The sequence below is a fragment of the Agromyces hippuratus genome (assembly GCF_013410355.1).
GTDB classification, from domain to species: domain Bacteria; phylum Actinomycetota; class Actinomycetes; order Actinomycetales; family Microbacteriaceae; genus Agromyces; species Agromyces hippuratus.
The window spans coordinates 805,089-826,539 of the sequence record NZ_JACCFI010000001.1 but is presented as its reverse complement, the minus strand read 5'-3'; the positions used below and the strand labels follow the sequence as shown (position 1 = coordinate 826,539).

Here is a 21,451-nt window from a genome sequence, read left to right as displayed (position 1 = left end):
CCGATCAGATTTGTCGTGGCCGATTTCTCGTGCCGGACGCCCGACGTGATCATCGAGGTGGTGTTGTGCTGACCCTCCCAGTTAGCCCTGCATCGTGAGAAGGATGGTCGCTGTTGCGCCGTAGTCGTCGGTGGCGACGACCCCACGTTCATCGGCGATGAGGATCCACGGTGCATCCCCGCCGACATATGCGAGCGCTTCCGGCACGCCGGCGGTCTGCCCGCGTTCACTCCAGGTGGCGCCGTCATCGGATGTCCACACGGTGCCTTCCGCGTCGACACCGATGAACTGGCCAGTGTCGTGCGTGAGGGTGAGGAGGTACAAGGCGGGCGCGTTCGGGACAGGTAAGAATGACTCGCCGCGGTCGTTGCTCACCATCAATCCTCGCGCTGTGGTCGCGTACACGCGGTCGGGCGCCGCCGGATCGGTTGCCAGATCACGAAGCTCAAGCGCAGCGCCTTCGGACCAGGTCGCCCCGGAATCGCTGCTTGCCTTCACCGTTGCGGCTGTTGCGTCGTATCCGTAGATGCGAAGTTGCCCGTCGGGCAGTTCGACGGCGTCGAGGTCGTGGAAGTCCACTTCGCCTCGGAGAGATACGCTCTCCCACGTCATCGCTCCATCGGTGCTGCTGATCAGTCCGAGATTCGGTGGATCCAGGTCGGGTTGCTCGACGAGGTCCGGGTGTCCGGACCCGAGGAGGAGGCCGGGCCGGGCCACGGTGAATCCCATCGTGTCTTGCCAGCGCTCGGCGATCTGGACGGGTGCTTGGACGTCGACGCTGTCGACTGCCGGATAGGTCGATGGCAGGTCGGTCGTCGGCAGCAGCCAAACACCAGTGTGGGTGGCGGCGTACGTCTGCCCGGTGGAAGGGTCCGCACCGAGACCGTGAACATGTCCGACGGTCGCGGCCGGCGATTCTATTGGGTTCGCGTCAGCCGTGCATGCGGCAAGCACCATGGCGAGACCACCGGCCAGTGCCAGGTAGACGGCGGCTCTGCGAATTCTAAGTTGATCAATCAAGGGTGACTCCTCGCGCGCTCATGAAAGGTTCAGGGTCGATGCGTGCGCCATCCACACGCACTTCATAGTGCAGATGGCATCCGGTGGAAGCCCCGGTCGTTCCGACGGAGGCGATGTTCGCGCCAGCGCCGACGTATTGACCGACTCGGACGTACAAATCACTGTTGTGGGCATACCCGGTCTGGACGCCGTTGCCGTGGTCGATCAGCACCCAGAGTCCGTAGCTGCCAAGCTCGTCCGCGTACACGACGGTGCCGCTGGTGGCGGCGTAGACGCTTCGTCCGCAGGCGGCAGCGATGTCGGTGCCGTAGTGGAATGCACCGACCCCTGCGACGGGACGATTCGGGCGTGGGCCGAACCTGTCGGTGTTCCGGCCGGCGACTGGCAAAGCCCAGCCTTGGTTGCTCAGTTGTCCTGAGTCGAGGCCGCCATCCCCACTGCCGGCTGCGGCCTCGGTTGCGGCTGCCGCAGCTTCGACTGCGCGTCGAGCGGCCTCACCACTCTCGAAGTCGGCTTCAGTGGCTTCGCGGTTCTCGGCGAGAACCGCCAGCTGCGCCCGCATGGTCGCCTCGATCTGCTGCTGCGCTGCAAGCTTCGCGTGCGCGGAGGCGCGCGTGTCAATGGCAGCCGTCAGTGCTATCTCGGCCGTCTTCGCGAGGTCGCCGAGGAGGCTCCCGGCGAGTTTCGCCTGCTCGGCGACGGCAGCTGCAGTGTTCCGGTCGGTGGTGGCCTGCTGGTAGATCTGGGTAGTTCGCTCCGTGAGCTTGCTCATCGTCCCCAGCCGCGAAAGGAGGCCGGCGGCATTCGCTGAATCGAGGAGCATCGTCATCGACAGGTCGGTTGAGCCAGTGCGGGCGAGCATCGCGGCCAGTTGGCCGGCCTGCCGACTGGACTCGTCCGCGCGGGCGGTCGCGTCCTGAGCTTGCGTCTCAAGCTGAGTGGCGCGATAGGTGGCCTCGTCGAACGAGGCTTGAGCCTGCTCGTACTCGGTGCCGCGGCGGGTGGCGAGTTCCTCCGCGGCTTGCGCTTCCGCAGTGAGCGTGACGATGAACGCCTCGAGTTCGGCGATCTGCGCCTGCTTGGCGGCTTCGGAGGCGCGCGCTTTCTGTACGTCGGCCCACGATGGATAGTCCGATGCGGCCGAGGCTGCACCCGTGCCACTGCTGACGGCCAGAATGAAGGCGAGTGCGACGGTCAAGGCGCCCGCGATATTGGCGCGCGCTGCGCCGTCCGCCCAGGTCGTGCGTGTCGCGGATCGCATCAGGGCACGACCCGTTCGGAAAGCCAGGCGAACGGATCGGTCGGGGTGACGCCGTCGAGCAGGATCTCGAAGTGCAGGTGCGGCCCGGTGCTTTGCCCGGTATTGCCGACGTTTCCGACCAGGTCGCCGACCGAGACAGTCTGCCCAACCGACAGAGCGAGGGAGGCCTCGGCCATGTGCGCGTACACGCTGCTGACGAGCTCGCCGTCGATTGTATGGTCGATGACGGCGTACACGCCGAGGCCGCCGTTATCCGTGGCGGAGACCTCGCGGACCACCCCGTCCGCGATCGACTGGATCGGTGAGTTCACGCCCGGATTCATGTCGATGCCCTTGTGGTAGCTGGAGCACCCTTCGCACGGTGCGACGCGGTAGCCGAAGTCGGTACTGATCGGGACGCCGGTCAGGAACGGCCACTGGATGGCGCCGAAGTAGTTCACATACGTTCCCGCGGTCTGGCTGTACGACGCCACCGTCGGGACCTTCTCGGTGATGTACCCATCCCGGTCTACGGTCGCGATAGTGACATCGGCACCGACGCTGACTTGTTGACCATCAATAGCATCCGGGGACGCCATGGCGGGTGCGAACGAAATGACCGGATTGACGGCAACGGCGGGTACTGAGACGCTCACCATCATCAGGGCCGCGAAGGTCATGGCGAATGCGCCGAAGACCGGGCGCCGGCCACACGGAGGAGTGGCGGTCCGTTGGGCGGCGCGCACCGGCCCTAGCGACGGCCGCCGCCGGCGGGCGGCTTCTGTTTGTCGAGCTGCGCGTCGGGTGAGGTCTGGCGGTCGGCTGGTGCGGCTATCCATGCACTTTGGCCCGTTCATCTCGGCGGGCTACTGCGATATTGAGCATGATGGGTCCTCAAAGCATCGGAGGGCGGACGGGGGCCTTCGCACAGGAAGAGGGAGGGCCCCCGCCGGGAACGCAGCAGAGGGGGCTGTCCGCGTTCCGTCAGGGAGGTGTTAGAGGCTGGCGAGCAGTTCCTGCATGAGGGTGACTTCCTCGGTCTGCGTGGCGACGATGGTCTCGGCCATCGCCTTCGCATCGGCGTTCTCGCCGTCCTGCACCTCGGCGTTGGCCATCTCGATCGCACCCTCGTGATGCACCGTCATCTGCTCGAGGAAGAGCCTCGCCGCATCGGCACCAGCGGCGTCCTCAAGAGCCGTCATCTCCTCCTCGGACATCATGCCGCCGCCGTGGTTCATGCCGTCCATATCGGACTCTTCCTGACCCCAGTCATCGAGCCATTCCCTCAATTGGTCGATCTCGGGCTGCTGGGCGTCCTTGATCTGGGTGGCCAGGTCCCGGACCCGCTCGTCGATGCCGTCCTTGGCCAGGATCGTCTCGCTCATCGCCACGGCCTGCTCGTGATGCGGGATCATCATCTGCGCGAACGTAACGTCCGCGCCGTTGAAGTCGGCGGTGGCGGCTTCCGAGGTCGCTGTCGGTTCCTCGGAGTTCATGTCCACGCCGGACATGCCTCCCGCGCAGCCGCTGAGGGCAAGCGCAGTGGCCGCGGTGGCGGTCATGAGGGCGAGCTTGTGAATTTTAAGCATGGTGTGTTCTCTCATCGTCGGAATAGGTCGAACCGCGAAGTGCCGACGGGTATGGCGAAGCCACGCCCGAACCGGCTGGTGCTGGGTTCGGCCTAGGTGCGACTGATGGAAAGAACGGTCAGGTCGGGGCGATGTATCGGCAACGGGATGCGAGAGGCCGCGCCGATGACGAGTGTTCCGGCGTCGAAGATCTTCCGGTAGATGACGGGTCCGCGTGAGAAGACAATGAGCGCCGCGACTGCGATGATCATGGCGCACGTCATGATCATTAACGCGCAATCGAGGACACCGTGCATGCAGGCCGCATCGCATTGCACGGCTGTTGCCGTTATCGATGCGACGACGGACGTCGCCGCGGCGACGATCTCATCGCCCTCGCCGTGGCCGGAGTCAGCGGCATGGGCAGTGGCGGCCGAAAGTTGCGGCGCAGGCGCGTGTTCTGCGCCAAACGAGTGCATCGCCAGAAGTCCCAGAACGATTGCCGCCATGCCGAGCGCGCTCAATATGGTTCGACGGATCGAACGCCGGCGGGGACGAGCCAGCGATCGAATCGCACTCAGCTCCATCACGCCTCCCGGCTGAACTCAGGTGCGGAGAAATCCGCGCCTTTGACGTATACCCCCACAGCGTACCTCAGCGCTCCCGAGCAGAGCCAAGGGACCGATGCGTCCGATCGCGAACGCGAAGGAGATAGCGGCCGCAGCGTCAGGAGTGACTCTCCGGCCCGCGCGATGGCCGTGCAAGGCTCAATAACACGCTCGAATCGATCGCGACTCAAGGAGTTGGCACGATGACTGACACACCACATGCGCAGATGGCTGGTCGCGAGCACGGCGGGCATTCCAGGCCCTATCTGGTGTTTTGGATCATGATGGGGCTGAGCTTTGTCGTAATGTACGCCGCCATGTTCACGATGATCGACGAGTGGGGCGACTTCCGGAACAACTTGAACATGTTCTACATGACGGTCACAATGTGGGCGCCGATGGGCATCATCATGTTGTTGGCGATGCGCGGCATGTACCGGAACAAGAAGGCCAACATCGCGATGTTGGTGGTGTTCGCCGTCCTTGCGGTTGGGTCGTTCGGGGCAACCCGGGCTCAAGCACTCGTCGACGACCGCCAGTTCATCGACTCGATGATCCCGCACCACTCCGGCGCGATTCTCATGTGCCGGGAAGCCGCCCTGACCGACGGAGAGTTGTTGGCGCTGTGTGAGCAAATCAGCACGGGGCAGCGCTCAGAGATCGAGCAGATGGAGCAAATCCGAGATCGCCTGGACCAATAGGTGGCGCCGATCGTGAGCCGCAAACGCCAGCGGCAACGAAGCCTGAAAGTTCATCTCTTCACGCCGGCGATTGGACTGTGTTCCCGGATACTGCTCGGTGTAGCGCAACATTTGTACGCGGTACCCCCATGGGGTATGCTTGCGGTGCCCCCAATAGTACCTGTCAAGCGGGAAAGAGATCACGACTCAGAGCGAGGCCACCATGAGCCACACGGACATGAGCCATCACGGCTACATCAGCGACAGGGACGAGTACCTGCGGCGGCTCAAGCGTATTGAGGGTCAGGCCCGAGGACTCCAAGGGATGGTCGCTGATGAGAAGTACTGCATCGACATCCTCACCCAGGTGTCCGCCATGACGAAGGCCCTCGAGGCCGTCGCGCTCGGGCTGCTGAACGACCACATGACCCACTGCGTGCTCGCTGCGGCGCAGAACGGTGGTGAGGAGGCCGAGGAGAAGCTCCGCGAGGCAGCCGACGCCATCGCCCGCCTCGTCCGTTCCTGATTGTGTAACACCCCCTGGTGTCTGCGAGGCCTCAAGGTGGAGGAGGCTAGCAGGCGGGGATTTTCCGCGCCCTACCCTTTACACGTTCGAATCAGCTGGACTCTGCAGTGATCGATGCTCACGTCGCACATCGTCGCGACGTCGGGTTCTCAGGCCGACGAGAATTCGGCTTCGGCCACTCGCCGTAGTGAGACGTCGTCCAGGACGAATCGCACGAAGTCCTCATCCCGGTCGGTGATCACCGCGTCCTCGACGGTGCTGGTGGGTGGCTCGCCCGGCCAGGCAGTCTGGCGGGTTGGCCGGTCACGGTCGAGCCGAGTGCCTGACGTGGCCACCCAGTCGTGGAGGCGTTGGCGGGCGTCGGCGAAGTCGCGGTGCCAGCCGAATGGGGCGGAACCGTGTTGCTCGGGATCGTAGGCGCAGAGCCAGTGCAGGTGGAGGGCGGAGAGCTCCCAGACGAGCTCGGGGTGGCGATGCCAGAACGGTGGGATGACGGACGCTGGAAGTCCGTAGGTTCGTCTGAGCCAGTTGACCCACCGGTTGAGCTCCACCCATTCCGTCTCTGCTTCTTCAGCTGTGAGCAGATTCCAGTTGATCGGATGCGGCGGCTCCGAAGTCAAAGGTCCCTCTAGTTCGTGCAGCGAGTCCTCATCGTTCGAGGAATGCCGCGGTTCGGCGCCCCACGAGCGGTTTGAGACATCCGGCATTTGGATCTCACCGACCGAGCGCGCCGGTGTCGGCGAGCGCCTGCGCTGGCGGGACGACTGGTCGCGGGCCCGGTGCCTCTGGTTCGGCGACCGGTCCCGTCCGACGGCTGCGATCGACGTCGTAGTTCGTGCGGGCGAGGTCGTGGCCGATCTTCTTCGCGACGAACTCTTCGCGTTCGACGATGACTCCGTCGCGTTCGACCTGAAAGGTTCGGATGTAGCCCTCCGCAACGAAGCTGTCGCCCTTTGCGAACCGGGTGAATGCACGGTCAGCGGTGGCGCGGTATGCGACGAGGTCGTGGAATGTCGGTGCGAGTTCAGAGAAGCGCCCGTCGTCTTCGCGGCGGTAATGAGGCTGCCCGACGCGGACGTAGAAGCGAGTGTCGCCGTCCTCGGTGACCGATCTGTGTGGCTCCGAGGCGATGAAGCCGGAGAGCGACTGTTGGGTGTGGAGTGCCATGGGACTGTCCTCCTGCGATCTGGCGGATCGATTTCGACCCGCTCACCAGAGAGGTGCGCCTCGGGTTCCGCTCTCGGTGAATGCCGCTACTCCTTCGGGGTCACTGGATCGGCTTCCCCCGCGAGTTCGTGGGCTTCAGCCCGAGCCGGCAGTTCGCGCAGAAGCGTTTCGATCTGACTGCGGTTCTCCTTCAGCTTCGAGGCATCCGGTCGCTCGGTCCACATCCGCAGCTTTGCGATGACGGGTGGGGCGGCGCGGAGGAGGATGAGGCCGGTGCCGAAAGGGAGGGTGCGGATGGTGTCGGGCGGCATGATCGCGACGCGGCGGATGGAACGTTGGGCGGAGCGGGATCCGCGGTCGCCGACGCTGGTCGAGTCGGTGGCTTCGTCGCGTTCGCCGATCAGAGTCGAGAGGTCTTGGAGGTCTCTCGAGTTGGATGCTCCGCCGAGGACGATCTTCACGATCGAGGAGTCCCAGATCGCGCCGGCTGCGTTGTCGCTCCACTTCGTGCGGGCCTGCGCGAGGGACTGCAGGACCGGCATCGTGGTGATGCCGGTCCCGCCACCTTCGGCCATCAAGTTGGGCAGCGAGGGGAGTGGTGCGAGGTTGCCGATCTCGTCGAGCGCGAGCAGGAGCGGCGGGTCGAGCCGGGCGCCGGGGTTGCGGGCGGCGATGCGGCGGGCGGTCTCGATGAGGTCCTCGACGAAGGCTGCGACGAGCGCGGCGGAGTTGTTGGCACCTGCGCCGGTGGCGAGCAGATAAAGGGTGCCATTGCTGCGGAGGAACCCTTCAGGATCGAATGCTTCGCCGTCGCCGGGGGAAACAGCGTCGAGCACCCGGGGGTCCGCGAGGGCGCCAAGTGAGAGGGACACGCCTTGCCAGATCGAGTCGCGGGTGCGGGGGTCGGCGTCGAGCATGGCCTGGAGTGAATCGCCCCACCCGGTTGCGGCGGCGGGGTTGCCGAGCAGGATCGCGGCGGCGTCGTGGGCTGCGGTCGGGTCGAGGGTCCATCGGTAGAGCTCGGCGGGCGGACGGCGGTCGAGCGCTGCGGCGTGAAGGAGGACTTGCAGGGCGGTGCGGGTCTTCGCTTCCCAGAAGCCACCGCCGTCGACCCCACCAGCGGCGAGCCCAGTGCCGGCGGCGAGCCCGGTGGCGCGGATCATCGCGGTGAGCGGGTCTTCACAGCCGCGGATCGGTGACCAGCGGAGGCCTGCGGGAACGCCGGCGGCGAGCTGCTGCGGGTCGAACACTGCCACCGGTCCAGCACACCGTCGGGCGCGGAGGGTGGCCGTGAGGTTGTCGGGCCTTGTCGATGTGGTCACCACGGGGCCGGGGGCGTCGAGGATGGCGTTGATGACGATGTGCACACCTTTGCCAGAACGAGGCGGGCCAATGACGAGCATCGAGTCCTCAACGCTGGCCCACACGTTCGTTCCGTTGGACCGGCCGAGGAGGTATCCGACGTCGGTCGGCTTCGCGTTAGTCAGTGATGGTCGCAGGTGGGAGGCGCGCTTCATCAGCGCGACGCGGGATGCCGCGTAGCTGACGTCGCTGCGAGTGGCGATACCGGGTATGCGGTGCGGGTCGATCTTCGTGACACGGCCGGCGGCGCGCAGGACCCGCCACAGCAATATGGTCACGGAGACGGTTGCGCCGATCAGGAGGGTCGCCGAGATCCAGAACGCAACCGGGTGCAGGCCGGGCGCGTCCAGAGCGGCAGCTGGATCGCCGGGGCGGAGGAACACGGCGAGCCCTGTTTCCGGCCCGCCCGCCGGCTGAGGGATCGATGTCGCCCAGGCTGCGACTGCGCCCGCAGCGCGGAGCAGGAGCGCGAGCCCTGTCGCGCCGAGCAGGAGTCCGATGCCGAGGCTCGCGAGCTCGCCACCGAGCACGTTCTGCGTTCGTGTCGTGCTCATCGCGTCTGCCGAAACCGTCGCGTCCGAGGCATCCGTCGCTCTGCCATCGTTTTCTCAGAGGATGAGGTCGGCGCCGCTGCGGCCGAAGTGCCGGGTGGTGGAGTAGGCGAAGGTGCGGTCTCCGGAGAAGCCTGCGGTGGAGTCGAGCAGATCGGTGATGTCTTGCGCGTCGGTGACGAGGCTCGCGATGCCCTCTTGGATGAGTCGGTGGCATCCGGCGCTCGCGGGGCTCGTGACCGGGCCGGGGACGGCGCCGACTGGTCGGCCGAGGGAGTGTGCCTGCCCGGCGACGTTGAGGGACCCGGATCGGTGACCGGCCTCGACGACGACCGTCGCGCCGGCGAGTGCGGCGAGGATTCGGTTTCGTTGCTGGAATCGCCAGCGGGTGGGCGCTGCGCCGGGTGGGAGTTCGCTCACGACGAGGCCTCCGGTCTCGACGATCCGCTCGAAGAGCTGTTCGTTGCCCACCGGATAGAGGCGGTCGAGACCGCTCGCGATGACCGCGATCGTCGAACCGGGCTCTGCGCTTGACGCGGCACGGTGGGCGGCCCCGTCGATGCCGTAGGCGCCACCTGAGCAGATCAGTCGGTGCTGGGACGCGAGATCGGATGCGAGTTCTCTGGTGATGTGTTCGCCGTACCCGGTTGCCGCGCGGGAGCCGACGATGGTCACCCTGCTCGAGAGCGGCGACGTGAGCCGGTGCCCGTTGCCTTTGAACCAGAGCGCGATGGGCGCGCTCGCGCCGAGCTGTTGCAGCTCGCCCGGCCAATCGACATCCTCCGGAGTGAGTAGACGCAGGTCGTGGCGTTCCATGTCCGCGCGGATCCGGTCGACCTGGCCAGGGTTGATCCGTGGTGCGAGGCGTCGCCGCCAGAGCTCTCCTTCGGCTGGGTCGACACCGTTCGGCAGCCGGTCCCTGGTTGTGATGAGTTCGATGGTTTCGGTGGCCCCGAGCCGTGCGATGAGAGTGCCGGTGACGATGTCGGCTGGTTCGGACAGCGCTGCGAGCAGCATCCTCGCTTCTCGCTGCTGGTTCATGCTGTCGGACATCGGATGTCTCCCTCGACGTCGTTTGGAAGGTCGCAGTGGAGGTGCACCGCAACCACCGCCTGCTATGACTGACCGGTCATCCGCGCCGTCGTGTCGAATGCCACGAGTTCGTCGGGGTGCAACTGGTGCTGCACGACGAAGCTGCGGTCCTTGACCCGCCAAAGTCCTTGCCCGAGGCCGAGCGCCGGCAGCAGCTTTTGCTCGGTGCCGGAGAGCCCGAGCGCGGTCGCGGTGGAACCGAGCTGGTCAGGCTCCTGCCGATACACGATCCGGGTTTCCGCGTTCGCGAGCAGAGACGACGCGAGCGCGCGCATCGCGGACCCTGAGTCGCCGACGTTGTCGAGGTCGCTGAGCTTGTGGAACACGAGCATGTTCGCGATCCCGAAATGCCGTGCAAGCCGCCACTGTGCATCCATCCGGCGGAGCAGTGCCGGGTAGGCCATCAGTCGCCAGGCCTCGTCGTAGATCACCCACCGTTGCCCGCCGTCGGGGTCGGACAGTGCGGACTCCATCCAGGCTGACGAGCACGTCATGAGCACAGAGATCAGGGTCGAGTTCTCGGCGACACGGGAGAGGTCGAGTGACACCATCGGCAACGAGGGGTCGAATCGGACGGTGGATGGCCCATCGAAGAGCCCCGCGAGATCGCCGGCCACGAGTCGCCGGAGTGCGTGCCCGACGAGACGGCCGTCTTCGGCGAGCCGTCGGTCGCGGTCATCTTCGGCGTTCGGCGCCAGGATCCGGTCGACGACCATCGGCAGGATCGGGACCTCGGCGTTGCGGACCGCGTCGGCGAGAGCGAGGTCGATCGCGGTGTGCTCGAGCGGTGTCAGTGGGCGGTCGAGGACCGTCTCGGCGAGGGCGCCGATCAGCTCGCGTCGACGTGCGGCGAGCTGCGCGGCCCATTCGGCATCCGACACGGATGCCGCGCGGTGGCCTTCATCGAGCGGGTTCAGCCGATTTCGGAGCCCATGGCCAAGAATGATCGCCTTCCCGCCGACGGCTTCGGCGACCGGGGTGTGCTCGCCTTTCGGATCCCCGGGCACATACACCCGCCGCCCGAACGGCAGCGACCGCGTGTACAGCGACTTCGCGAGCGACGACTTGCCCGACCCGACGATGCCGGCGAGCACGATGTTGGGCGCGGTGATGATCCCGCGCTGGTACAGCACCCAGGGGTCGTAGACGAAGGATCCGCCGGAGTAGAGATCCTGCCCGACGAATACGCCGGCGGATCCGAGGCCGGCTTCGGCGAGGAATGGGTAGTGCCCGGCGAGCGTCGCGGACGTGTCCTGGTGCTTGGGTAGCTTGAGCCGGCCGGGCATCCGAAGTTGGGCAGGGCCGGACTCGCCGCCAGAGGGGAGGTAGGCCGATAAGCGCGCCTCGGCCCGCTCGGCCGACCACCGGGTGCGTTGCTCGCTCGTCTTCGCCTTCCGGGCAGCAGTCTCGATCTGGGCTGCCGCACGCTTCCGTGCGCGGCGGTCGCTTCGGCGCTCGTGATGTGGTTCGACCAACGCCGCAGTGAGTAGACGTTCCTGCGTGTCCGAGTCATTCATCGCGTCACGAGATGTGCAGGGCAGGATGTGCTGTGATGGTGCGGCGAGAACCACAGGTCGGGGTGCTCGGCGATCGCGCGTTCACCCTCCGTCGCTGGCCTCTCGAGCGCGACCGCAGGCGTTGGATCGGGGCTGGCATCGTAGCTGCGCAGCAGCGACACGTAGCCGTAGTGCGGACTGTAGGTCAGCGCGTAGTGCCCGGTTTCGTCGACTGCGGTGCGATCGAGTCTGCCGGCTGGAATGTCGTCGTACACATAGCCGTTCTCAAGCGCGGCCTCGGTCGTCTCGTCACCGAAGTCCCATTCCTCCAAGTGTCGGATCGCCTCCACCGGCCCCGCGAGATCGATCAGCTCGAGCACGGTTTCGGCATCGTCGCCGTCGAGGAATACGACGCTGATCCACCGGGACGGTGGGGCGTGCTGCACCAGGGTGGTCATGACGAGCTCCAATCAGGATGCTTCATCCTGAAGGTGCTCCCTTTAGATCACAGCGAGGTGCGTCTCGTCACGGCGTTGGCGTAGACCCAGACGAACCGATCCTGCTTCGTCGTTGGGTCGGGGTACTTCACCAGCACGGCGCCGTTAGTCCAAGCGAGAGCCACGCCCTCGACGGTTCGAGGTTCTTCGTAGACGACTCGATACCGGACTGATGCGATGACCGGAATCGGCGTGGGCGGCTCTGCGCGGTGGCCGGTGCGTCGGACTTCGGCGGTCGTCAGGCTCACCGGGGTGCCGAGCTTGGCCTGCTCGAGGTGGATCTCATCGGCGCGTTCGTCGGCGGCGTCGGGATATCTGCGGTTGCTTCCCACGTCAGGCGTAAGTCGCTTCGACGGTCCAGCCGATCGCTGAATGCCGCAGGTCGAAGACGAGCAACGTGTCGTCGTCGGAACGCCCGGTTACTCTCCACCCAGGTGCCAGGAGCACGTTTGCCGGCGGGTGTGAGATGCCGCTTGGCCATTCCGGGGTCTGGGGGAGCGAGGTGGGTTGGTCGATGACTCGGTAGCGCATCCCGTGGTGGACGAGTCGTGTTGGAAGGTCGGTACCATCCAGCCAGACGGTGACGGGTTCACCGTGTGTTGTGAGCATGGCCCTCCTCAGAGTTTCGAAGATATGTTCGAGGATAGGCCGAGGTGTCCCAACACGCAATGTGATGCCAAGGCGAGTGCGCCCCCTTGCTGATTACACGCTCCGACACAGCGGCAGCGCTGTCGCGGTGAATGCCTGCGCCTGCTGTCCGACGAGTCGCCTGACCTCGCACGACGCTTGGATGGCAGCCTGCTCGATCGCCGCGACCGCGGCATCCAACTCGTCGATGGTCGGCGCGGTCACGCACACGAGCCCCGTGGTTCGCAGCACTCCGTGACCGGCGGTCAGATCGGCTTCCTGCTGCAGCACGTCGTCGTACTCCGCGGTCGCGGAGGCATCCTCGATCTGCCCGATGCGTCGCCGCTGGTGGGCGTCGCTGATGAGTTCGGTCTTCTTCTTGCGGATGTCGCGTGCCGCCTGATCGGCACGGACCGGCAGGTAGTGCAGCGCGACAGTCCTGAGCACCCCGTTGGTGAAGACGATCGGTGAGAGGAAGCCCGGAAACACCTGCGACCTGGGCCATTCACTTATCCACAGCACGGCGTGGAACGCGCTGTCGGAGCGAAGCCGGTCCCACGACTCGGCGACCGCGACCGGCCCAGCGGTCGCGAGATCGCGCCCGACCGTAGGATGCCGATCGAGTTCGACACCGATTTCCGGGTCGTACGCGCTGCGGAGGGTGCTCGCGAGTTGGTCTGGGGTGAGCCATCCGTCGACGACCAGGTCGGCAGCTCGGAGCGACCCGTTGAGTGCGGTCATCTCTTGACGGAGCACCGTTGCGGCCCCGCGCATGCCGCCGCCCGAGGTTCGGATCTGCCGGGACGCGGCCCGCAGGTCGAGCGCAATGCTGATGGTGGTCGCGTGTCGCTCACCGGCCGGGCCGGCGCGTTCGATGAGCTCGCGGTAGGTCGACGCGGCCCAGGTGTCATCGTCGACGCCGTGTCGCTCCCACCATTCCGCGAGCCCGGTGCCGGAGTCAGGGAGGGTACGCTCGGTGACCTGAAGGCGGGCGATGCGGCCGGACCGGCACGCACCGGCGAGCACGCGTCCCCATCCAGTGACGCGCCGATGTTGTTCGCCGGGGTCGAGGAGTGCGAACGCAGGGTGTGACACGGAAACGATCGCGGTCAGGGTCTGCGCGTGCGGGTCGTGGATCATCACCGCACGGGACTCGGGGTCGTGCCACTCGCGCAGCGGTGCCGCGTCGCCGGGCAGTGCGAGCGTGCCGGCCGGGCGCGGACGGATGATCCGGCGCCGGTAGGTGAGCTGCCCGCGTGCAGCGCGCCACAGCCAGCGGCTCGTGATCGGCATCCACTCGACGATCTTGCGCCCGCCGATCGGGATCGCCGCGCTGAGTGCCGCCGTGCCCCAGATCGGAGACGTCCACGCGATCCCGGACGCACCCGTCGTGTACAGCGCGGTCACGATCGTGAGCACCCCGATCGAGAGCGCGATGAGCTGGGGGAGTGAGAGGCCGAGCAGGATGCCCCGCCGGGTGAGCCTCGAGAACTGAACTGGGGCGAGGGCGTATCCGGGGCGCGTGGTGTCGGTGTCCATGGTCAGACGTCCTTTCGTGCGCGGGCTGCAGCCGGCGACGAGGCATCCGGCCAGGGCGATGGGGTCGGATGCCTCGTGGATCCGAGAACCGGCGGCAGCGCGCTTGGGGGAGCAGATGCCCCGCTATCACCGGCGGACTCGACGTGGGCGTTGCTGATGCTCCCGACCGCGGCGCCTAGCTTTGGGCCCGCCTGTGCTGCCGCACTCGCCACGGCTGCACCGGCGGCGACACCTGCCCCGGCCACGCCGGCTGCTGCACCCGCGCCTGCGCCAGCTCCGGTGCCGGATGCGCTCGTGCGAGCTGCAGCGCCGCTGGCCGAGGCTCCGGCTGGCCCGGCGCCACCGCCTGGCGATCCCCGGCCTGAGGCACCAGCGCCCGATGTCGCGGCATCACCACCTCTGGTGGCACGCACGCCCATGCCGCCGCCTTCACTTGGCCCAAGGACCTTCTTCGCGGCATCCGTCATCGGTCCATTGGGAACCGGCACCGGACGGTTCAGGGCCGACTTGGCTTCCTGCTCGCTGGACATTGCGTGGTGCAGGTCGAGGCCCGCGAAGTTGAGGAACTTGTACGTGAGGTACGGGGCGAACGCGGCGATGAACATCAGCACGATCCCGGCGATCGGGTCGCTGATCGATGCGAGATCTGCGTCGATCGGCGCGGAGACCTGGGCGATAGCGACGAGGAAGATCACGACGAGGACGAGCTTGGACAGGATGAGCGCGATCACGAACGCGATCCATTTGGTGAACCAGCCCTTCGCGGCATCCCATGTCGCGCCGGCGAGCGCGATCGGCCCGAACACGATCGCGACCAGCAGTAGGGCTTTGCGGATCAGGAGCGAGAACCAGACGATCGCGGCCGCGCTGATCGCGAGTGCGGAGAGGAAGATCGTCACGATCGCGCCCACACCTGGAGCACCGATGTTGATCGTCGTGAGACCTCCGGCGAGGAGCGCGATCCGGTCGCCCATCCCTTCCATCGTGTTGCCAGAGGCTTGAACGACGCCGATCGCGAGTTGGTCGGTTATCTCGAGTAGCAGGCCAGTGATCGTAACGAGCACGAACGATCCGAGCACCGACTTCGCGAGGCCGAGCGCGGCGCGGGAGAGAGCACCGGGGTCGCGGTGGACGAGTCCGGCGATGAGTTGCAAGCAGAAGAAGATCATTGCGACGAGCACCGCGACGCCGAACAGCACGTTGTAGACCGCGATGTAGCCGGGGTCGGTGAGGTCGACGAGGGTGGTCGTGTCGAAGGCTGTCCAGACGGCTTCGAACAGCCAGGCCGCGGCGGCGCCCATCGCGTGTGCGAGCCAGTCGAACGGCGCTGCGACGAGTGACGCGGTGCCCTCACCGACGGTGTTGCAGACTTCGGCGATGACGGGGATGTCGCAGACGCTCATGCTGTCGCACCGCCTCTGGGCTTCGCTTACCGGCTCTCGGCTCGCTCAGACGGTTTGGCCGACGTTCCAGAAGAAATTGATTAGCGTGACGGATGCCCCGCAGATGATCGCCGCCGCGCAAGACACGAGTACCCCGAGCTTGCCGCGCGCCGCGAGGTGCGGGTTCGACGAGTTCGACCCGAGGCCCCACACGATCGCTGAAATGATCAATGCGAGCACGCCCAGGATGAGGCCGACGGTCATCACGGCGCCGACGATGACGCGGAGTTGTTCGATGCCGGGAAGCCCGGTGCCGTTGGGATCGATGTCGATCATTGGAAGCTCCCTCAGTGGACGTGTGGGTCCGAAGGGAAGGAGCGCAGCACGGTCCGAAGTCGGTCGCACGTGCATCTGGACAACGACAGCGGAGCGACACAGCCTCCACGGCGATGATGCCCCAGTGACGGCGAGTGCTTGACAAGTAGGGAGTTCCTCGGCCGGCGTGGCGCTGCTTGCAGGTGACTCCACCAACCATCTTGGCCAACGGAATGGTGCGGGTCACAAACCTTTGGTTTCTAGGCGCTGCGGGGCGGTGCAGGTGTCCGCCCTCGGCCAGGTCTAGGGTCCGAGTATGGCCGAGTCAATGACGCGCGCGCATACTGCGACTGAATGTGGAGGCCGTGGATGAAGGATCGATTCCGCGGCTACTATCCGCCGACCGACGATGAACTCAAGCGTGTGTGGGCAGAGGCAACAATCGTTCTCGACACCAACGTGCTGCTTGGCCTCTACGGACAATCACCTTCGACTAGGAAGACGTTCGTTGATGCCCTGCAGGCCATCGCGGAACGGCTGTGGATGCCCCATCAAGTTGGCTTGGAGTTTCATCGAAACCGCGCGACAACTCGCGCCAGGGCAACTGCTGAACACACACAAGTGGCGGCAAACCTCACAACTGCTATCGAGAAGGCGCGCACGCAAATGGTGCAGCTTACAGAACGCGACCAGCAGTTGAAAACACAACAGGCGTTCGATCGGCTCGATGGGGCGGCCAAGACTCTGAAGAAGGCGCTGGACGCGTCAAAGGAGCGGCTCAACGCCGAGCGGAAGGACGGTAGCGATCCTGTGCTGGACGTGGTGGAGCATCTGTATACCTCCGCGAGGATTGGTGAACCATTCGGGCCAAAGGAGCTAAGCCGACACCGCCGTCGTGGTGCTGAACGATTCGCGTCCGAGCAGCCCCCTGGCTTTGCCGATCTCAAAGACAAGACGGGAGATCGCGTGTTTGGCGACTACTTCCTCTGGGAGCAGACCCTTCTACATGCCAGAGCTGCCGCGTCGGATGTGATTTTGGTGAGCGACGACCAGAAGAGCGATTGGATTGACGTGGACGGATCGCCGCTTCCCGCGCTGCGGAGTGAGTTCTACGAGCGAACCGGACACGATGTCTTGATCCTGAATAGCAAGACGTTTCTCGAAGAAGTGAGTGCGCGAATCACGAAGGCGGACCCTGTCGAGGTCGAGCGTGCTGCAGACGAACTGGAGGACGCTGCCACGCATCGCCTGCATAGCGTGTCCGGCAACGCTGTGTTGAAGTGGCCGACCATTCCCACCCCAGAAGGCTTCGGGGCGCTGCGAACCGAGTGGCTCGGGAGTAACTTCGTTTCGCCTGGACTCCGAGCTCAGATCAACAATCAGCTTGCGGCAGGTTGGGGAGACCTCGTCATCCCGCCACAGGGTGCAATGGCCAGGGCTCTGGAAGAGTTGGGGACGGAGATGGCTCAAAACCTCTCCGCACTGGTTGCCTTCAAGTTGGGTGAAGCCAGTCGACAGGCAGCAGTCAATCGACAGATGGGCAACGTCGAGGAGTCCGAAGACGATGACGTCGCTGCCGACAGCGACAGCCCCGCTGCCGGTCAGAGCTCAGAGGACGACGGATCCCCCTCCGATTAGGTCGGCGTACGCAACAGGTCAGCCTGCCGCTTCGCTCCCGCGCAATTAAAGACCCGCGCCTACGTCGAGCAGGAAGTTGACCCACGCCACCCCTGCCCCCGCGAGCGCTGCAGCGCCGCACGCGACCCACAGCCCGATCCGTGCGCGCGTCGCAACGTTGAAGTGCCCGTTCGCGGACGCCAGCGCCCAGGCGATTCCGCTGATGATCATCATGAGCACGGCGACGATGAGCACGATCGTCAATAGCGCGCCAGTGATGCTTCGCAGCTCGGCGGCACCGCCGACGGCGCCAAAGTCGGGGAAGATCTCCATTTCAAGGCGTCCTTTCGGCTCTGCATGCGGCAGTTGAGACATCCGCTCCACTGAGACCAGCAGCGCCGTGCTCGGCGAGCCAGTCGATCGCGTCGACGGCGGGTGCGTTCGCGCCGCCGGGATGGATTTCGAGGTGTAGGTGCGGACCGGTTGATTTGCCGGCGGAACCGACTTCGCCGATGAGCTGGCCAGCGGCAACGGTGTCACCCTCGGCGACATGAATGCCGTGGTCGTACATGTGGGCATAGTACGAGGCGATGCGCTCGCCGGCGACGGTGTGCTCGATGATCATGAGTCCGCCGTAGGTGCCACGCTGGCCTGCGAAGGTGACGATGCCGTCGGCGATCGCGAGGATCGGCGTTCCCATCGGGGCGGCGAGGTCACTGCCTGCGTGGAATCGCTGTTCACCGGTGTACGGGTCGATGCGCGGTCCGAAGCTGTCAGTGTTCATGTAGGTGCCCGCCGGGAGCGGGAAGGCGAGGCGAGAGGTTTCGGGCACGAGGAGCCCGCCGCCGGCTGCGGCCGATCTGCCCGCGGTCTGGGTGCGAGTGAGCGCGGTGAGGATCGCCTCAGCGACCGGCTGGTAGTTCTGGTAGCGGTCGGGGTAGGCGCTGACTTCGACGGCCTGCGCGGCCTCGCCGTGGTCGAGGAGCTGCCAGGCAGGGATATCGAGCAGTCCACGAGGCGATCCGCCATTGGGTCCGGATGACCCGCCGAAGAACGCCCGCGCCTGGTACTCCGGGTCCATGAGTTCGGCGACCGTCCCCCAGCCGGAGGCGGGACGCATCTGGAAGAGCCCGAGCGAGTCGTGATCCGAGCCGATGCCGTCGTTCGGGAACCCGAGCGATTCGGGGTAGGCGCTCGGGTTGGCCAGCATCCGCAGCGTCGACTCGGTGAGCGCGGCCATCAGCGCGATGATGGTGCCCTCGCGACCGACATCTCCGGTACGCCCGGCGACCGTCATGATCGTTGCCGCATGCGTGAGCTGCTGCCTATTTAGCGCGATCGATCGTCCGTCGCGGGTTCGAGCGGTCAAGGAGTCGGGAATGTCACCGACGAGAAGCGACCCCGACGAGCAGGAGATCGCGGCCGGGTTCATCAACGCCGCGACGCTCACGAGGCCGGCTGGTGGGCCGAGAAGCAGGACGAGCGCGAGCAGGCCGAGCAGCTTCTTCATTCCGACGGCCCTCATTCCAGCGGCCGGTCGAGCTTCGAGATCCGCAGGAGCCTGCACGGTTCGTGAGCCGGACAAGCGATGAACACCGTGAACGACACGTGCCGCGTTGAGCGGGCGTCCTCCATGCCCCACGTGCCCTCGCGCAGACGAGTTCCGTCGATCGTGAAGGCGGATGTACCGCGGGGGAGTTGGCCCGGTGCGGCCTGCCCGAGCGCTGTCGTCCAAGCATCGGGCAAAGTGACGGACTCCACGTCGAGCCGCTGCCTGGTGCCGTAGGCGCTGAGCTGCTCCCACATCTCCGGCAAGGGGAGGTAGCCGCGCACATCAGATGCCAAAGCTGCGGCCTCATCTGCGTCCGCGACGTCGACCAGCATCTGGGCCCATTCCGACGGACCACTCGGATGACGCGTGTCCCAAGTGAATAACGCGCTGGCGACGCTCCGCGCGAACAGCTCCGGGTTCGAGGTTGAGAGAACCGGTACGGGTCGCAAGGGCCGTGGGGGAGTCTCCAACCGTTCGGATGCCTCGGGCCCTCGCTGCTCGCTCTCGGCCCCATGCAATGGCCCGCGGAGCAATCCGTACACGCCGAATCCGACGAGCACGATCATCGCGGCGCCGCTCGCGATGATCGCAATCAACAACCGACGTCGTCGTTGGAAGAAGCGCATCGGATCCGCCTCACCGAGCCACAGCCGTCGCGCGCGATCCGGAACGGAGCGCCCGCAGCGACTCCGCAAACGCGATCGTGCCGGCCAGCGTCTCTTCGAACTGGTCCCACTGCTCGCCGGTGAGCACGGCCGCGAGTTCGTCGACGTCGTACTGCATCCACCAGTCGCGTAGATCGCTCCAGAGGAACACGAATGCGCGTGCGGGCAGCTTCGCTTCGTCGCGCGAAACTGCCGGCCGTGCCGGCGCAGGGTGGTGTGACCCGCTCGTCGACTTCTTCGCCGCCTTCACCCGGGCCAGTGCTTCTCGCGCAAGCTGCTCGAGTTCCGCCGCGCTCGCGGACTGCTCGACCGCGTGCAACCGTGCTGCGCTCGCCGAGGATGCGTGGCGCACACCGGCCGGTCGCGAGAGATCAGCCGCGATCGCCTCGAGCTCCGCCAACGAATGCTGCGCGCTCACCCGCTGATGCGCCGACGACACCGCGCCGCCCTGGTCGATTCCGTCGAGTTCCGAGCGGGCAAGCGCTCGCACCGAGGCATCCGTGCTCTCATCGCCGGCGATGTGCTGCAGGTCGGCGATCTGCTCGAGGCGCTTATACGAGTCCTGGCCGGTGACCAGGCGGGCGGCTTGTCCGCGGGCCTCTCCGGCACGTGGTGACCCCGGCGGCGGCGATTCGCCGCCACCGTCTGATCTGGGATTTTCGTCCTTCGCCTGGAATCGCGTTGCCTGTTGGCGGCGTGCTGCTTCCTCGGCGAGCAGTTGCTTCAGCTCGCGGTAGAGCGTCGCTGACTCGGTGGGGCTGAGTGGCTTGTGCAGGGTGTTGTCGTCTTGCTCGGCGAGGAGTTCGGTGAGCCGGTCCGAGATGCCGGAGCGGACCCACACGTTGAGCTTCCGCACGCCGAGTTGGCGCAGGGCGGCGAGGCGGCGCGCGCCGCAGACGAGCATTCCGTCGGGCGTGACGGTGATCGGCTGCAGCAGGCCTTGGCGTTCGATGGACGTGGCGAGGGCGTCGATGTCGCCGAGGTCGGCGCGGTGCCGCGACCCGATCCGAATTGAGTCGATCGACCGCTCCAGCTCGATGTGCCCCGGTGTGCCGGTCATCCGCCCGCCCCCGGGAGGTTGCCGACGATGTCGGCAATCAGATCGTCGTCCTGAAGCAGTGACCGTAAGTGCTCGCCGACGAGCAGGCGAAGAAGGATGCCCCGGCCGGCCACCGTGTGCTCATGGACCTGGTCGCTGAAACCGAGGACCGCGCGGAGCATCGCGATCCACGCGCGCTGCGGAATGTCGAGCAACGCGCGGGCCGCGTAGTCGCGGCGCAGCGACTCGTACGCAGACGCACGCGACGGGGCATCCGCAAGCCTGTTGCAGATGTACTCGACCCCGCCCCGCGAGCGATCCGGCTCCCAACCGAGCAGGATGAACAGCGAGATCGCATCCTCAACCGCGCGCTCAACTTCGCGCGGCGATTCGGATGGCTCGCGCGGAGTGTCGACCGGATCGGTGCGGAACGCCGGATGGTAGTCGAGCAGCGCGTGCTCGCGATCGCTGAATCGCTCGGCGTCGTGGTACGACGAAACTCGCGGCCGCCGTGCCTGGTGCACCGAGCACAGGAGCCCCTGCGCGCGTTCCTCGGCGATGCAGGTGACTTGCACGGCGCGGGTGACGATCGCCCACGGGTCATCCGCTCGCAGTGTCGCCGGCGCACGCATCGCGTCGAACGCGGCGGCGGCCGCCTCCCACGGATCGAGGCCGTGCTTGCGCGCGAGCGCCGCGTAACGGTCGGCCGCGTATCGCATGAGCTCGGCGGCATCGGGGTCAGTGCGCCAGCCGGTGCCGCCGTTGGACTGCAGACGGTCGAGCAACGTACGAAGGCCCTCGGAGTTGTGGAAGCTCGTCGACGCGGCATCCGACTGTGTCGTCTCGTCCACCGCGGCACCCCCTGTCACGTAGGTGTGTGTCACCGCGTTCAGCAGGATGCGCATGGG

23 protein-coding genes are annotated in these 21,451 nt (G+C 66.2%); 3 read left to right on the top strand and 20 right to left on the bottom strand.

What is annotated here, in order from left to right:
• Nucleotides 1–81: 81 nt before the first annotated feature.
• From BJY17_RS04025 to BJY17_RS04005, 5 genes are all read right to left on the bottom strand, one after another.
• Nucleotides 82–1,020, bottom strand: coding sequence for a F510_1955 family glycosylhydrolase (locus BJY17_RS04025; protein WP_179550233.1), 939 nt, complete (start codon nucleotides 1,018–1,020; stop codon nucleotides 82–84).
• On the bottom strand, nucleotides 1,013–2,218 hold the full coding sequence (locus tag BJY17_RS04020) for a M23 family metallopeptidase (RefSeq protein WP_179550232.1): 1,206 nt from the start codon (nucleotides 2,216–2,218) through the stop codon (nucleotides 1,013–1,015). The genes BJY17_RS04025 and BJY17_RS04020 overlap by 8 nt, the downstream gene beginning before the upstream one ends.
• A gap of 62 nt (nucleotides 2,219–2,280) precedes the next feature.
• Nucleotides 2,281–2,940, bottom strand: coding sequence for a M23 family metallopeptidase (locus tag BJY17_RS04015; protein WP_179550231.1), 660 nt, complete (start codon nucleotides 2,938–2,940; stop codon nucleotides 2,281–2,283).
• Between the two features lie 315 nt (nucleotides 2,941–3,255).
• Nucleotides 3,256–3,822 (bottom strand): DUF305 domain-containing protein, encoded by a 567-nt coding sequence (locus BJY17_RS04010; RefSeq protein WP_246303651.1) that lies wholly within the window; start codon nucleotides 3,820–3,822, stop codon nucleotides 3,256–3,258.
• Nucleotides 3,823–3,941: 119 nt separating this feature from the next.
• A complete protein-coding gene (locus BJY17_RS04005; RefSeq protein ID WP_179550230.1) occupies nucleotides 3,942–4,415 on the bottom strand; it encodes a hypothetical protein in 474 nt (157 codons plus the stop codon).
• Between the two features lie 224 nt (nucleotides 4,416–4,639).
• On the opposite strand from BJY17_RS04005, the gene BJY17_RS04000 reads away from it, so the two are divergent.
• Together BJY17_RS04000 and BJY17_RS03995 are read left to right on the top strand one after the other, a co-directional pair.
• Nucleotides 4,640–5,137 (top strand): DUF305 domain-containing protein, encoded by a 498-nt coding sequence (locus BJY17_RS04000; protein WP_179550229.1) that lies wholly within the window; start codon nucleotides 4,640–4,642, stop codon nucleotides 5,135–5,137.
• Between the two features lie 202 nt (nucleotides 5,138–5,339).
• A complete protein-coding gene (locus BJY17_RS03995) occupies nucleotides 5,340–5,642 on the top strand; it encodes a metal-sensitive transcriptional regulator (RefSeq protein ID WP_179550228.1) in 303 nt (100 codons plus the stop codon).
• Nucleotides 5,643–5,791: 149 nt separating this feature from the next.
• Here BJY17_RS03995 and BJY17_RS03990 read toward each other — a convergent pair whose 3' ends face one another.
• The 10 genes from BJY17_RS03990 to BJY17_RS03945 form a co-directional block, all read right to left on the bottom strand.
• On the bottom strand, nucleotides 5,792–6,349 hold the full coding sequence (locus BJY17_RS03990; RefSeq protein WP_246303650.1) for a DUF4913 domain-containing protein: 558 nt from the start codon (nucleotides 6,347–6,349) through the stop codon (nucleotides 5,792–5,794).
• A 7-nt stretch (nucleotides 6,350–6,356) separates the two neighbouring features.
• Entirely contained in the window at nucleotides 6,357–6,809 is a 453-nt protein-coding gene (locus BJY17_RS03985) for a single-stranded DNA-binding protein (RefSeq protein ID WP_179550227.1), read from the bottom strand.
• 86 nt (nucleotides 6,810–6,895) lie between these two features.
• Entirely contained in the window at nucleotides 6,896–8,725 is a 1,830-nt protein-coding gene (locus BJY17_RS03980; protein ID WP_179550226.1) for a TraM recognition domain-containing protein, read from the bottom strand.
• Nucleotides 8,726–8,779: 54 nt separating this feature from the next.
• A complete protein-coding gene (gene dprA, locus BJY17_RS03975; protein ID WP_179550225.1) occupies nucleotides 8,780–9,775 on the bottom strand; it encodes a DNA-processing protein DprA in 996 nt (331 codons plus the stop codon).
• A 62-nt stretch (nucleotides 9,776–9,837) separates the two neighbouring features.
• A complete protein-coding gene (locus BJY17_RS03970; protein WP_179550224.1) occupies nucleotides 9,838–11,331 on the bottom strand; it encodes a TraC family protein in 1,494 nt (497 codons plus the stop codon).
• Nucleotides 11,328–11,768 carry a hypothetical protein gene (locus BJY17_RS03965; RefSeq protein ID WP_179550223.1) on the bottom strand — a complete coding sequence of 147 codons (441 nt, stop codon included), beginning with the start codon at nucleotides 11,766–11,768 and terminating at the stop codon, nucleotides 11,328–11,330. The genes BJY17_RS03970 and BJY17_RS03965 overlap by 4 nt, the downstream gene beginning before the upstream one ends.
• A gap of 47 nt (nucleotides 11,769–11,815) precedes the next feature.
• Nucleotides 11,816–12,139: a hypothetical protein gene (locus BJY17_RS03960; protein ID WP_179550222.1), complete on the bottom strand. Its 324-nt coding sequence runs from the start codon at nucleotides 12,137–12,139 to the stop codon at nucleotides 11,816–11,818.
• Nucleotides 12,140–12,509: 370 nt separating this feature from the next.
• The gene (locus BJY17_RS03955) at nucleotides 12,510–13,973 is read right to left on the bottom strand and encodes a PrgI family protein (protein ID WP_179550221.1); all 1,464 of its coding nucleotides are present in this window, start codon (nucleotides 13,971–13,973) and stop codon (nucleotides 12,510–12,512) included.
• 2 nt (nucleotides 13,974–13,975) lie between these two features.
• On the bottom strand, nucleotides 13,976–15,376 hold the full coding sequence (locus BJY17_RS03950; RefSeq protein ID WP_179550220.1) for a conjugal transfer protein TrbL: 1,401 nt from the start codon (nucleotides 15,374–15,376) through the stop codon (nucleotides 13,976–13,978).
• Between the two features lie 45 nt (nucleotides 15,377–15,421).
• Nucleotides 15,422–15,691, bottom strand: a complete 270-nt coding sequence (locus BJY17_RS03945) for a DUF6112 family protein (RefSeq protein ID WP_179550219.1) — start codon at nucleotides 15,689–15,691, stop codon at nucleotides 15,422–15,424.
• Between the two features lie 348 nt (nucleotides 15,692–16,039).
• Here BJY17_RS03945 and BJY17_RS03940 point away from each other — a divergent pair, with 348 nt between their 5' ends.
• A complete protein-coding gene (locus BJY17_RS03940) occupies nucleotides 16,040–17,308 on the top strand; it encodes a PIN domain-containing protein (RefSeq protein ID WP_179550218.1) in 1,269 nt (422 codons plus the stop codon).
• A 45-nt stretch (nucleotides 17,309–17,353) separates the two neighbouring features.
• Here BJY17_RS03940 and BJY17_RS03935 read toward each other — a convergent pair whose 3' ends face one another.
• The 5 genes from BJY17_RS03935 to BJY17_RS03915 are packed head-to-tail and all read right to left on the bottom strand — an operon-like array spanning nucleotide 17,354 to nucleotide 21,448.
• Nucleotides 17,354–17,620, bottom strand: a complete 267-nt coding sequence (locus BJY17_RS03935; protein WP_179550217.1) for a DUF6112 family protein — start codon at nucleotides 17,618–17,620, stop codon at nucleotides 17,354–17,356.
• Nucleotide 17,621: 1 nt separating this feature from the next.
• Nucleotides 17,622–18,797 (bottom strand): M23 family metallopeptidase, encoded by a 1,176-nt coding sequence (locus tag BJY17_RS03930; RefSeq protein WP_179550216.1) that lies wholly within the window; start codon nucleotides 18,795–18,797, stop codon nucleotides 17,622–17,624.
• A gap of 11 nt (nucleotides 18,798–18,808) precedes the next feature.
• Nucleotides 18,809–19,465, bottom strand: coding sequence for a hypothetical protein (locus BJY17_RS03925; RefSeq protein WP_179550215.1), 657 nt, complete (start codon nucleotides 19,463–19,465; stop codon nucleotides 18,809–18,811).
• 10 nt (nucleotides 19,466–19,475) lie between these two features.
• On the bottom strand, nucleotides 19,476–20,564 hold the full coding sequence (locus BJY17_RS03920) for a ParB N-terminal domain-containing protein (RefSeq protein WP_179550214.1): 1,089 nt from the start codon (nucleotides 20,562–20,564) through the stop codon (nucleotides 19,476–19,478).
• Nucleotides 20,561–21,448, bottom strand: coding sequence for a hypothetical protein (locus BJY17_RS03915; protein ID WP_246303649.1), 888 nt, complete (start codon nucleotides 21,446–21,448; stop codon nucleotides 20,561–20,563). Before BJY17_RS03915 ends, BJY17_RS03920 begins: the two co-directional genes overlap by 4 nt.
• Nucleotides 21,449–21,451 lie beyond the last annotated feature (3 nt).